12 protein-coding genes are annotated in these 13,480 nt (G+C 47.5%); 8 read left to right on the top strand and 4 right to left on the bottom strand.

Going from position 1 to position 13,480, the window contains the following annotated elements; all coding sequences use genetic code 11:
* The first annotated feature begins 15 nt into the window (after positions 1–15).
* From FN124_RS23900 to FN124_RS23875, 6 genes are all read left to right on the top strand, one after another.
* Positions 16–615, top strand: a complete 600-nt coding sequence (locus tag FN124_RS23900; RefSeq protein ID WP_142687284.1) for an FMN-dependent NADH-azoreductase — start codon at positions 16–18, stop codon at positions 613–615.
* A 92-nt stretch (positions 616–707) separates the two neighbouring features.
* Complete coding sequence (locus FN124_RS23895; RefSeq protein WP_142687283.1) at positions 708–1,298, top strand: ASCH domain-containing protein; 591 nt, start codon at positions 708–710, stop codon at positions 1,296–1,298.
* Positions 1,299–1,750: 452 nt separating this feature from the next.
* On the top strand, positions 1,751–2,164 hold the full coding sequence (locus tag FN124_RS23890) for a Pvc16 family protein (RefSeq protein ID WP_142687282.1): 414 nt from the start codon (positions 1,751–1,753) through the stop codon (positions 2,162–2,164).
* Between the two features lie 76 nt (positions 2,165–2,240).
* A complete protein-coding gene (locus tag FN124_RS23885) occupies positions 2,241–2,867 on the top strand; it encodes an ATP-binding protein (RefSeq protein WP_260607570.1) in 627 nt (208 codons plus the stop codon).
* 124 nt (positions 2,868–2,991) lie between these two features.
* Positions 2,992–4,692, top strand: a complete 1,701-nt coding sequence (locus FN124_RS23880) for a GMC oxidoreductase (RefSeq protein WP_142687280.1) — start codon at positions 2,992–2,994, stop codon at positions 4,690–4,692.
* 86 nt (positions 4,693–4,778) lie between these two features.
* Complete coding sequence (locus tag FN124_RS23875; RefSeq protein ID WP_142687279.1) at positions 4,779–5,648, top strand: glycerophosphodiester phosphodiesterase family protein; 870 nt, start codon at positions 4,779–4,781, stop codon at positions 5,646–5,648.
* 6 nt (positions 5,649–5,654) lie between these two features.
* Here the strand turns inward: FN124_RS23875 and FN124_RS23870 are convergent, their stop codons facing one another.
* Both FN124_RS23870 and FN124_RS23865 read right to left on the bottom strand, forming a co-directional pair.
* Positions 5,655–6,290 (bottom strand): response regulator transcription factor, encoded by a 636-nt coding sequence (locus FN124_RS23870; protein ID WP_142687278.1) that lies wholly within the window; start codon positions 6,288–6,290, stop codon positions 5,655–5,657.
* Complete coding sequence (locus FN124_RS23865; protein WP_142687277.1) at positions 6,280–8,271, bottom strand: tetratricopeptide repeat-containing sensor histidine kinase; 1,992 nt, start codon at positions 8,269–8,271, stop codon at positions 6,280–6,282. Before FN124_RS23865 ends, FN124_RS23870 begins: the two co-directional genes overlap by 11 nt.
* A 227-nt stretch (positions 8,272–8,498) precedes the next feature.
* On the opposite strand from FN124_RS23865, the gene FN124_RS23860 reads away from it, so the two are divergent.
* Positions 8,499–8,885 (top strand): hypothetical protein, encoded by a 387-nt coding sequence (locus FN124_RS23860; RefSeq protein WP_142687276.1) that lies wholly within the window; start codon positions 8,499–8,501, stop codon positions 8,883–8,885.
* 199 nt (positions 8,886–9,084) lie between these two features.
* Here FN124_RS23860 and FN124_RS23855 read toward each other — a convergent pair whose 3' ends face one another.
* Positions 9,085–9,843: a LytR/AlgR family response regulator transcription factor gene (locus tag FN124_RS23855; RefSeq protein ID WP_142687275.1), complete on the bottom strand. Its 759-nt coding sequence runs from the start codon at positions 9,841–9,843 to the stop codon at positions 9,085–9,087.
* 12 nt (positions 9,844–9,855) lie between these two features.
* A complete protein-coding gene (locus FN124_RS23850) occupies positions 9,856–10,968 on the bottom strand; it encodes a sensor histidine kinase (protein ID WP_260607569.1) in 1,113 nt (370 codons plus the stop codon).
* A gap of 249 nt (positions 10,969–11,217) precedes the next feature.
* Between FN124_RS23850 and FN124_RS23845 the strand changes: the two genes are divergently transcribed.
* Complete coding sequence (locus tag FN124_RS23845; RefSeq protein WP_142687273.1) at positions 11,218–13,428, top strand: outer membrane beta-barrel family protein; 2,211 nt, start codon at positions 11,218–11,220, stop codon at positions 13,426–13,428.
* Positions 13,429–13,480: the final 52 nt, after the last annotated feature.

Raw genomic sequence — 13,480 nt, 5'->3', positions numbered from 1 at the left:
GCAAAAAAATAGATCATGAAGAAAATACTGGAAATTATTTCAAGCGCAAGAGGTGCTGCATCTAACAGCACACAACTGGCTCATACGATTACTGAAAAATTAAAAACACAATACCCGGGAAGCACAGTAACACAACGCAACCTGGTGCACAAAAAATATCCACACCTGGAAGAGTCGCATCTTACAGCTTTCTTTACCCCTCCGGAAAGCGAAACCGAAGCTTACAGGGCAGCGGTGCAACATTCCGATGAAGCCATCCGGGAAGTGGAAGAGGCCGACATCCTCGTGATCGGCGTACCCGTTTACAACTTTGGTATTCCCTCTGCACTGAAAGCATGGATAGATCATCTGGTGCGGGCAGGCAAAACGTTCAGCTATGGAGCCGATGGCCCTAAAGGATTATTAAAAGATAAAAAAGTATACCTGGCCATTGCCTCCGGTGGCGTTTTTTCTGAAGGCCCGCTGAAGTCAATCGACTTTACAGAACCTCATCTCAAAACGGTTTTCGGATTTATTGGCCTGCACGATGTTACAACGTTCCGGGTAGAAGGAGTAAGTAATCCGGAGCTGCGGGAAACCGCCCTGCAGAGAGGTTTGGAAAGTGTAATGGTCTGACACATATAAACCAGGAATGGCCGGCAGTTATTCCCATCTGCCGGCTATTTTATTTAAACAGGATTAAGCTAACTTTATTTAAAGTTCACCTCATGCTGTTTAAACAAGCGCACCTTGAAGGAATTGTTTCCGGAGAAATATCACTGGCTTTCCGTAAATGGAAGAAGCCGGCTGTGAACAAAGGAAGCCTCATCAATACCAGCATTGGCGTGGTAGCAATCACCGGCATCAAAGAATATCCCGTCAACCGGATCACTGAAACAGATGCTGTCGCCGCCGGTTATAAGGACCTCACAACCTTACATGCGGAGCTCAGTAAAATACCGGAAGGCATTCTTTACAGGATAGAGGTACACTATCACTCCGAAGATCCACGGATTAAATTAAGAGAACAAACATCCCTCACACCGGAAGCCCTTACGACACTAACCGCAAAACTGGCCCGCCTGGATCAGTTCAGTACGCAAGGTAGCTGGACTATCCCCGTACTGGAAGCCATCCGCCGGTATCCCAACCTGAAAGCTGCAACACTGGCCCAACTTCTGGGAAAGGAAAAAGACTGGCTGAAGCTCAATATCCGGAAACTGAAAAATCTTGGTCTCACCATCAGCCAGCTGGAAGGTTATACGCTATCGCCGTTGGGAGAGGAATATCTTGCATCACAATCTTCCTCAAAACAATAATCGACTTCCATTCGTTCATCTACAAATACTGGAAAATTTTAAGAGAAGAATTTGTGTGATATGAAAATTACGTATTTCTACGTATGCAATGGTAGGTAGGAATCATAACTTAACTGAATCACGACTGCAGGAAGATGTTGTGAAATTATTACTGGTGGCTGTTTTCTTCATAAAGGTAAATTTGGTTTACCAGCGCCGCGCAAACGTATTTCCCGCAACATATGCAGTAGAAAAAAATAGTTTTAGAAGATGTAGTGAAGATGCTTGATGGTACTACGTTTCAGATGTCTGTTGCTGTAAAATACAGTTGTGTGAAAATTACATCTTAAAAAAATATTTATTTCCGAATTAAAAAATGTTCTTTACCTTAGTTTCCAAGAACGTTTTGAAAGACCAGAAGAGACAGGTAATTGAACCCCAAAATTTACTGAACCCCAAACCCCTCGTCATTCGTGATAAGTAATGCGCTTACATTGATACGTGATCATTTGCAGGCATTCTTTGCGCTCAGAGGATTTCCTGCCAATAGTGTGATCGTTGAAAACATTGGTTTGCTTGAAACAACGCATGCCAATAATTTCAATGGCAACGTTATCATTTCCCTCGTAAATGTAGAAGAAGAAAGCACGCTGAAAAACAGCAAGGCGTACACCACCTGGCCGGATAACCGCGCCAGGTACCAGCATCCGCCGGTATATCTCAATCTCTATGTATTGTTTACCGCCGTGCTTTTCGGCGATGCTACACACGACTACTACGAAGAAGCATTGCACCGGCTCTCGGCAGTGATCAGCTTTTTCCAGGCGCAGAAAACTTTCAGGAATGCAGACGGATCCCTGGACTTAACCTACTTTTGTATTGTTTGATAAACTATTAGAACCATGTTTTCTCAATTTCCTAAATTGATCCTGATCCCTTCTGCTTTGCTTCTCTTCACTGTTATTGGCGGCAGGAGGTCCTCCCGGTACCGGCAAAACTTTTACCGCCAGCCTGCTCGGAAAATATACAGGCAGGGATGTATATAAAATTGACCTCTCCATGGTGGTGTCAAAATATATAGGGGAAACAGAAAAGAACCTGGAAACATTATTTGCCAAAGCCGCTGATAAAGGATGGATCATTTTCTTTGATGAAGCGGATGCATTGTTCGGTAAGCGCACCAACGTAAGAGATGCACACGATAAATATGCTAACCAGGAAGTATCTTACCTGTTGCAGCGGATCGAAGATTTTAACGGCCTGGTGATCCTGGCTACGAATATGAAAAATAATATTGATGACGCCTTCATCCGCCGTTTCAATGCCATCATACAATTCCAGGTGCCGGGCGAACGGGAGAGGGCCGCTATCTGGCAGAAAACGTTCCCGCCCAATGTCAGTTTCCAGGATGATGAAGATATTCCCGGCAAGGTGAAGAAATATGAGATCACCGGCGGTAATATTATCAACGTGGTGCAATACGCCTGCCTGAAGGCACTGGAACGCAAAACAGCAAAGGTTTCCCTGGATGATGTGGTAAATGGCATCCGCAAAGAAATGAATAAGGAAGGAAGATCGTTTATTGTTTAATATCTCTCCAGTATGTTATCACGGCATACCGGGAATGTTTGTTATCTCCCTTTCAACCGTCTATCCAATTATTCCCCCCTGTTCCCTTATTTTTCCTATTTTCCTTGTTACCAATTCTACGTGTATGATCAACTTAAACCTTAAGGCCAGGGCGCAGCATACCTATGACGCTATTGTAGTAGGCTCCGGTATCAGCGGGGGATGGGCCGCCAAAGAGCTCTGTGAAAAAGGGCTTAAAGTGCTCCTGCTGGAAAGAGGACGGCAACTGGAACATATCAAAGATTATACAACCGCCACCCAGGCGCCCTGGGAAACGCCGCACCGCGGAAGACTTACCCCCGCACAAAAAAAAGAACATCCCTATCTCATACGGGAACGGGTATACTCCGAGTTTAATGAAAGCTACTGGCTGAAAGATACAGACAGCCCGTATACGGAAAAAAAACGGTTCGACTGGACCCGTGCTGATATTGTAGGCGGAAGATCCATTATGTGGGGACGCGGATCGCTCCGGCTTAGTGACCTCGACTTTGAGGCCAATGCCAGGGAAGGCATCGGGATCGACTGGCCCATTCGTTACAAAGACCTGGCCCCATGGTATGATCATGTGGAAGCCTTTGCCGGTATCAGCGGCCAGGCGGAAGGACTGCCACACCTGCCCGATGGCATTTTCCAGCCACCTATGGAAATGAACTGTTTTGAGAAAGCAGTGAAAGCCAGGATAGAAAAAACTTTCCCGGAAAGGCGTATGACCATTTTCCGCACCGCCAATCTTACACAGCCTATCGGCGACAGGGGCAAATGCCAGTACCGCGATCTCTGCGCACGGGGATGCCCATTCGGCGCCTATTTCAGCTCTCAGTCGTCTACCCTGCCCGCTGCGGTAAAAACCGGTAATCTTACCCTGCAAACGGATGCCATCGTGAACAGCATCATCTATGATGAAAGCAAAGGAAAGGCAACCGGGCTACGTGTTATCGACAAACACACCAAAGAGATGACGGAATATTACGCCCGTATCATCTTCTTAAATGCCTCTACGCTGGGCAGTACCTTTGTGCTGATGAACTCTGTATCCAATCGCTTTCCGCAGGGAATAGGCAATGATCACGGCGTGCTGGGCCACTACCTCATGGACCATCACTTCCACGCCGGCGCCAGCGGTATTTCAGATGAGTTCGGTGACAAATATTACTACGGCCAGCGCCCCGCCGGTTTTTATATTCCCCGCTTCAGGAACATAGGCACAGATAAACGCAGCTATCGCAGAGGTTTTGGCTACACCGGTTACAGCAGCCGTACCGGTTGGTCAAGAGGCATCGCTGAGCTGGGAATAGGCGGGGCGTTTAAAGATTATCTCACCGAGCCGGGGCCCTGGCAAATGGGCCTCATGGGCTTTGGAGAATGCCTGCCCTATGAAGAGAACCAGGTGACGCTGGATCACAGCATCAAAGACGCCTGGGGCCAGCCCGTGCTGCAGTTCAACTGCGAATTCAAAGACAATGAGCGGCAAATGCGCAAAGACATGGACCAGGACGCTGCTGCCATGCTGGAAGCAGCCGGTCTGAAAAACGTGACACCATTCAACAGGGATTCCTATCCCGGCATGGCCATACATGAAATGGGTACGGCACGCATGGGACGCGACCCGCGCACATCTGTGCTGAATGAATGGAACCAGGTGCATACCGCCAAAAATATCTTTGTAACGGATGGCGCCTGTATGACCTCCTCCGCCTGTCAGAACCCGTCGTTAACCTATATGGCGCTCACCGCAAGGGCGGCAGATTATGCAGTAAAGGAACTGAAACGGCAGCAGCTGTAGGTTAACTTTCTATTAAGCGGTAGATATGTTCTGTGAATTGATATATTTTCATCCTCTTTATCTCTCTGAAAAAATATAAATACCTGATGAACCGATTATTATTAGCCACATTATGCGCAGGCGCCCTGTCGGTATCTGCACAACAGAAAGAACCGGCAGACGATATCATCAATGAATTTTATCATCACCCGGAACATATTATGGTGGCGGCACACCGCGCCTCTCACAATAAATATCCGGAAAATTCCCTGGCAGCTGTAAAAGAATCCATTGAACAGGGAATTGATGTGGTGGAGATAGATTTACATGAAACAAAGGATCATATCCTGGTGGTAATGCACGATGCCACCATTACCCGCACTACCGGCAAGCCGGGAAAAATAAAGGACTATACCTACCAGGAACTGCTGCAGTTTCCCCTTCTTTTCAACGGGCAGCCTACTACGGAAAAGATCCCCACTTTTGAGCAGGTACTGCAGCTCACTAAAGGAAGAATTATAGTAGATGTGGATTTTAAAGAGGAAAGCGAATCCGCTGCGAAACAGGCCTTTGGACAGATAGCAGCGCACGGGATGGAGAAACAGGTACTGTTCTTTATTTACGATCATCACCAGGCGCCCACCCTGTACAGCTGGAACCCCCGGATCCCTGTAATGCCCCGCGCGCACAGTGTGGAGGAAGTAGCAGAGATACAGCAGATGGCCACGAAACAGGGAAAGTTTCCCGTGATCCATGGAGATGCTTCCTTTTACTCGGATTCCCTCGTGAAAAGCGTTACTACCAGCGGCACACGGGTGTGGATGAACGCTTTGGGCAAATACGATAAACTGGAGTCGGCAAATGAAAATGCCGGGTTTGACCAGCTGCGTAAAGATGCGGCATATGCCAATGTTATCCAGACAGACTACCCGGAAAAACTATTGGCATACCTGCGCAAAAAAGGATTACATAAATAAAAAATTTTACAGCAATCCCTGCTGGGCGGCTATTTTGATCAGTGCCGCCACATTTCTTACCTGGAATTTCTGGATCAGGTTTTTCCGGTGCGTTTCTACTGTGAGCGGGCTCAGGTTCAGCTGCTGCGCAATATCCGGTGTGGTTTTGCCATCTGCTATCAGCTGCAGTATTTCCTTCTCACGTTTGGTTAGCTGGGGAATGCCTTTTAACTCGCTGATAGATGGGCGCGCCATAATTTCTTTGGCGCCCCTGCTGAAAGTGATCATCCCGTTGAGCGCTTCCTGTATGCAGGCTACCAGTTCTTCGGAAGATATATTTTTTAACAGGTATCCCGTTGCGCCGTTCTGGATCATTTGCAGGATCATACTGCGCTCCGAATGATTGCTCAGCGCCAGTACATGCGTTTCCGGTGAAATAGCTTTCACTTCCCTGCACAGCTCTATACCGTTGGCATCCGGAAGCGTGATGTCCAGCAGGAGCACGTCTACTTTATTTTCTTTGAGGAAAGACATGAAAGTCATACCGGAAGTAAAACAGCCGGTAATTTGTATGCTCTTTACATTGTTGAGCAGTTTTTGCAGTCCTTCAAGTACAATCGGATGGTCGTCTACAATGGCCAGTGTGGCGGGATCAGTCAACATGTAATTCAATATTTATAGTGGTGCCTTCATTCACAGCGGAATCGATATCAATTTTCCCTCTCAGGAATCCTACCCTGTTACGGATGTTGCTTAACCCGATCCCTTTTTCATTACCTGCTGCCTCCATGTCAAAACCCTTGCCGTTATCTTCCTGGGTGATAAAGAAGATATGATCGTTCTGGCTGCATTGCAATATAATATTGCTGGCCTGCGCATGGCGGATGGCATTGGACAGCAGTTCCTGCACAATGCGGTAAATGTGGATCTGTACTTCTTCCCGCAGGGTATCTTCAAATCCCAGGTCCTGGAAATCGATCCGGGTATTTTCACTCATCAGCGATTCACAGAGATCTTTCAGCGCAGTTTTTAAGCCGAACTTCAGCAGGTTTACCGGCATCATATTATGCGCAATACGCCGCAATTCTGTAACGGAATGATCCAGCTGCTGGGTGATCTTTTCCAGCTCCGCCCGCTGGTCCTGGGAGTAGGTATCTTCAATTTGCGCGGAGAGATTTATTTTGGCCCCGGCCAGCATGCCTCCAAGGCCATCATGCAGGTCGCGGGCCAGCCTGCGGCGTTCCTGTTCTTCGCCCTGCAATACGGCCTGGCTGAACTGTAATTGCTGTTGTTGCTCAATTTCGTGCAGGTGTTGCCGGTAGCTCAGCTCTTTTTGCGCGGCCAGCTTTTGCTTGCTGCGGTATACAAACAGCGCAAAAAGCAATACCACCAGTAAAATCACGCTGGCGGCGCCCAGCAGCCAGTTCACCAGCCGGGAATTTTTCGCATTTAGTGCGTCCTGTATACCTTTGGCTTTCAGTGCATCAATTTCTTTCTGCTTTTCAGCGTTGCGGTATTTTATTTCCATGGCATGCACATCGTTGTTGAGCTGCGTCCGGGCAAGACTATCGCTCAGCTCACTGTAACGCTTCATCCAGGTATAGGCGGGGCCCATCTGGTGCAGGTTTTCACAGGTAAGCGCCATGCCGTAGTATAACTGTTGCCGGTTGGATACCAGCTGCATCATTTCTTTCTGCTGCATCAGCAGGGTAGCCATTTCCTTTGCCTTTACAAAATTATTGGCATTGAAATAAGCGTAAAATTGCTGCATCTGTAACCGCTGTTCTTCATACCGCATGCCTTTTTTTCTGGCCAGTTGCACGCCTTTGTCAAGGCTCGCAAGCGCTTCTTTAAATTTCCCCTCCAGGGTATAGTACATGCCTTCGGCGGCATAATGGTCCAGCAGGTAATCGGATTCAGGGAACGGCTCCAGTAGTTTCCAGGCGCTGTCCAGCGCGGGGCGGGCTTTGGCATTCCGGGCAGACAATGAATAGTTTTCCGCAATGGTATGATAGGCCGTTACCAGTTCATGAGAAGGGGAGTGCGCATTCCTGAAAATTTCAATGGCCTTGAGAATATAGGTTTCTGCTTTGTCGAACTGCCCTGCATTTTTAAATACAATGCCCACTGCCAGGTAATCCCTTCCGGCAGCCGTTTGGTCGCCCGCCTGCTGGGCCAGTGGTATGGCCTTGTTCAGCAGGATGTCGGCAAATGCCTTGTAGTTGTCTTTCCGCTGTGCAATGGCGCCATAGTCGTACCAGGCTTTAGACCGGAAAGCATATGCTTCTGCCGTTTTGAACTTACTGAGCAACGTATCCGCTTTCATGAAGCTGGCCTGACTTTTATCATAGTTGCCCTTCTTCAGCAAATTTCCTTCATAGAAATAGTAAAGCGCCTGCAGGTAGGAATGCCGGCCACTATATTGTTTACCCTTTTCCAGGTATTGTGATGACTTTAAAGAATCCTTTGCCGCCCAGAATTCCGACAGGGAATAATTTGCCCGGGCACGGACACTGTCGGAGCTGGCCTGTTGCAATATGTTCTCCAGACTGTCGGTAAACGCTTTCTCATTCAGCGGGGGAGCCTGAGCTAAGCACCGGCAGCTTACTGCAAGCAGGAATACCAGGAATGATAATCTTCTCATAAAGGCCAAAATATAAAACAATTGTTTACACCCGATCGTTGCCGGCAAAAATACCTGAAAACAGGTAGAAATAAATCATCAGATGCTGGTATTGTCCAAAGTTCCTGCCCGGAGTACATTTGCGGTAATGCCGATAAAGGTTTTAACCATTTATATTCTGTAAGTTTTATAACAGGGAAGCCGAAAACTGTGCTTTAAAAGAGTAGGCATTTTTACAATTGTCATTTATGAAGATACTTAAAAAGATTTTGTTCCCGGTATTAATGGTAGCTACATTGTTTACAGCCTGCAAAAAGGACGACGACGACAAACCATCACGTACCTCCCACAAAGTAGTTTTTAAAGCGATTGGCTCCAGTGGGGTAACTTTAAGTCATGGCTTGTATGGATGGGATCAATCCGTAACCACGCTCTCCAACCTGACCGGAAACACCTGGACCAGCCCTGAAGTTACTTCACCGGCAGAAGCTATTAACCTGAATGTACTGATTAACGCGCAGGCTACTTCATCTGCTGCTACATTGAAAGTGCAGATTTTCGTGGATGGACAACTGAAAAGTGAAGGTAACTCTGCAGGCACTGTGCTTTCTGCAAGCGCCAACTATAAATTTTAATGCTGAACAACAGTAAAAATAAATCAGCATAATATTGGCAGTTGCCCCGTTTTTGCGAGGAACCTGCTAAAGGAACCTAACTGAAAAGGATATGAAATAATGCAGGCCGGTATCTACCGCCTGGCACGACTACAATTACATAATCAGATTTACTTTGAGTTGATAGCCTTTGAACTGTGCAGTTCAAAGGCTTTTTTTATCAGAATGCGCTTTTGTCTGGCGGCCGCGATACTTTATCCCATAACCTGTTCATCACCACCTGCCGGATAACCGCTTCCCGGTAGTTACGGCTGATGGGGATCTGGTGCGACTGGATACAGATCTCATTTCCCTGGATGCTGTCTATTTTATTTACCGCCACTATGTATGATTTATGCACCCTGATAAACGCCTGGGGAGATAACTGCTGCTCCAGGTTTTTGAGATATAGCAGCGTCATGTATTTTCCCTTACGGGTATAAATGCTTACATAGTTCTGCATGCCTTCCACGAAAAGGATGTCTTCAACCTGGATCTTTTCGTACCGGGTACCGCATTTTATAAAGAAGTGATCTGCGGCATTTTCTGTAAGCGGGGTATCCTTTTTTACAGCAGGGTTTACCAGCTGGTGATAGTCTCTCGCCTTGGTGGCCGACTTAAAGAACCTTTCAAAGGTAATAGGTTTCAGCAGGTAGTCCAGTACATTCAGCTGGAACCCTTCCAACGCATATTCAGGAAATGCAGTAGTGATGATCACCATGGGCGGATGAGGGATCATTTTCAGGAAATCAATACCACTCAGTTTGGGCATCTGTATATCCAGGAACAGCAGGTCGGCAGGCCGTTGCTTCAGAAGGTTTGCCAGCTCCACGGGGTTTTCACAAATACCGGTAAGCGTAAGGAAATCCACTTCCTTCACATAATTGGCGATGCCTTCCCTGGCCAGTGGCTCGTCGTCGGTAATCACACAGTTGATCATGATAACGTCATTTTAGGTAGATAGCAATTGCGGCATCCGGGCGGCTGCCAGTTGTAACTGCAGTCTTATTTCAAAGCTGCCCGCATCATGGAGGATATCCAGTTCGTATTGCCCGGGATATACCAGGTCCAGCCGCCGCTGCACATTTTTTAAACCGATGCCGCCGTAATCAATAATAGGAGCGCTGTATTCATCTGCGGCACTGCTGTTGGCAACGGTAAATACCAGCAGCGATCCCTGAAGCTGCAACTGTATCCTGATCCAGTTAGGCGTGCCCGCGTGTTTGGATACATGCTTGAACGCATTCTCCACAAAGGTCATCAGGATAAAAGGAGCAATGCTTAAATGAGACGCCGGCTGCTGCTGGAAATCAAAAGATACCTCCACGTTACTGTTCATCCGCAGTTTTTCCAGTTCAATAGAATTTTCCAGGTAACCGATCTCCTTGCTGAGGGCAATCTGTTTATCATTGCATTCATACAACTGGTACCGCAGCAGCTCCGAAAATTTCGCCAGCGAAGCGGAAGCCACATCAGGATTTTTATGGATCAGGAAAAAGATCGAATTAATGGTATTAAAAAGAAAATGAGGATTAAACTGGTTCTTCAGGAAGTTAAGCTCTGTTTCCAGTTTTTCTTTTTCCAGCAGCTGCTGCCTTCTTTTTGTTTGCAGCCAGCTCCCGGTGAGCTTTATGCTCATGGCCAGCGTCATACTGGCCAGGGTGGAGGGCAGCGCGTTACCAAAGAAATGCAGGAAACAATAATCTCCCGGTCCGAAAAGCGCTTCGAATGTTTTTCCTGATACTACTGCACACAGGTAATAGCCGCCAACAATAGCACAGGCGGTTGCGCCAATGGTAAGCACCAGCAATGAGATGTAAGCAGTGTACTTTCCTTTTTCAAGATATTTGGGGATCAGGTAATACAAGTTGAAATATACAGCCGCCGCCTGGAAGATCACATAAAATCCAAACTTGATATAGAAAGGGAACAGGATAATAGAGTTCGCAGCTTTCAAAGGATTCCCTATTGCCACTACCCACCAGAGATAATGGTAAAGACACCAGAAGGGGATGTGGTAAAGTTTATATTTCAGCAGCCAGTTCCGGCTTGTGGTCGTATTCAAGATATAACAAATTACCTGTAATTAAAGATAGGCACATTTTGCTGATTCTTTCCCCATACTATACCAATGGTATCAAATAAATGACAACCAGCGTATGGAACCCGGTGAGTGGCGGTATTCCCCTTTTTTAACAGGTTTTGCCGGGAACCAGCCCTTTTTGTGCAGGTGGTCAGTTTCCTGGCACACCTTGTCATTCGGGCTTTTACATCGCTACAGATACCTGTTTATTTGCGGTACAAGTATTACCATATGCGCTACCTTCTTTATTCCTTATTCCTGTTGTTACCTGCTTCCTGCATATATGCGCAGGAGAAAAAAACAGATAGCCTGTCATCCTTAAAACAACTGGCTGAAATAACTGTACGGGCAGGCAGGCCATTGCTCCGGCAACAGGAGTCCGGCGCCGTTATCAATGTGCAAAGCAGTATACTTACAAAGGGAAGCTCTGTGCTGGAAGTGCTGGAGCGCTCCCCGGGCGTGTATATCGACCGGCGCAACAGCAATATTGCCCTTAACGGGAAGAACGGGGTGATGGTAATGCTGAACGGTAAACTGCTGCGTATGTCTGCCGATCAGCTGATGGTGTTTCTCCAGGGTATGAACGCCGCCGATATAGAAAAAATTGAACTGCTCAATACTCCCCCGGCAAAGTATGATGCCGCCGGCAACGCCGGTGTGATCAACATCGTGATAAAGAAAAACCGCAACCAGGGTGATTTCTCTCTTACCGGCGGTTATGGCTACGGCGAAAAAGCCGCCGCCAGCCTTAACTTCGGGCGCAGTATCCGGAACACCGGGGTGTATGGCAATTATTCGTTTTCGCACGACAGGACTTATTACGACTGGTTTGCCCGCGCTACCGATAATATGCAGTTACTGGGAGCCCCCAGCTCATCTGATTTCCTTAGCCTGATAAAACCGGTAAGCAACAGTCATAACCTGTTGCTGGGAGCAGATGTAAACCTCTCTCCGCGAACGGTGGCTGGTGGCAGCATCAGTGGCAATATCAGCCGGGTGGCAGATCATACCATTAATCACGGGGAATACCTCCTCAATATCGGTACCCGCTACAATATGGATGCAGATATCAGGGTAAACAACAACTGGGATAATATAGGCGTATCGCTGTATACAGAAAAAAGAATAAGGGCAGGGGAGCAACTGAACATCGACCTTGATTACCTCTACTATAAGAACAACCGCCCCTCCACCGCAACCAGCGCCTTTGTGGATAGCGCCGGTCATACGCCCGGCACAAACGACACGCTTTTTGCACCGCTGCAAAAAACTTTTTCTGTGTCATCGATGCAGATCGGCGTATTTAAAATGGATTATAGCCGGCAATTATCACCCGGATTAAAAATTGAAACCGGTGTTAAAGGAACCTATACCAACAACAACAGCCGCTCCAGGATAGAAAGTTTTCTTGAAGGGCAATGGGTAAGCAGTTCTGCGGCTGTTAATAACATTATTATGAAAGAAGCGATAGGCGCGGCTTATGGCTCTGTAGATGCACAGCTGCATCCCTCGCTACGGCTGAGCGCCGGCATAAGATATGAATACGCCCATACACAAATGGATGATCTGCAATATAAGCAACGCATCAGCCACAGGGAATCCGGTAAATTCTTCCCGGGCATATTTCTCACCTGGAAAAGAAAGGAAACGGAATGGAACCTGTCGTATACAAAAAGGATCAGTCGCCCCAGTTACAACGACCTGGCTTCTTTTATTACCTATTCAGGGCCTACTTCCGTGGAAACCGGCAACCCGCAGCTGCAACCCACCATCACCAATAATATAAAGCTGGGGTATAACCGGAACGGCTACTCGCTTTCCCTGCTTTACAGCCTGGACGATGCCCCCGTGGCCCGTTACCAGCTTACGCCCAACCCAACAGGAGAAGTGATATGGGTATCTCCCCAAAACCTGGTGTTCCAGAAAAATCTTTCACTGCAGGCATTGCTGCCATGGAAAATCAACGACTGGTGGGAGATGAGCCTGGGGTTTACTGGCGGCTGGCGGCAGTTTAAACTTGATTTCACCGCCAGGCCGGTACAGAAGGATTACCTGGGCTTTAACGCCAACTTCTCCACCGCCGTAAAGTTACCTGCACGGTTTGCCCTGGAAGTTTCCGGGTGGTATAACAGCGCTGTTTACGACGGCTCTAAAAAAGCAGATCCTTTTGGAGCCCTGAATGCCGGCCTCAAAAAAGAGCTTACAAAAAACGGCGGGATCCTCCAGCTAACGGTAACGGATATACTACGTACTGTGCGCATCAATAGTTATTTTGGCACGCTGACCGAAGAGGCATTTAACCTGAAAAGCAAAGTTACCTTTCATCCGGAATCAGGTAAAGCGCAGATAGTGAAGCTCACCTGGGCAAAAACCTTTGGCGCAGGCGAACAGCGGAAGCAAAGGAACCGTACGGTGGAAGAAAGCAGCCGGGTGAGGAAGTAGGGGACGGCAATTGTTTCCCAATGCCTCCATTGCATTCTTCATTTCATAGCCT

Origin of the sequence: Chitinophaga polysaccharea (genome assembly GCF_902150045.1) — a bacterium.
Lineage (GTDB): Bacteria > Bacteroidota > Bacteroidia > Chitinophagales > Chitinophagaceae > Chitinophaga > Chitinophaga polysaccharea_A.
The sequence above is the reverse complement of the archived record's forward strand: the minus strand, read 5'-3'. Positions and strand labels throughout refer to the sequence as shown.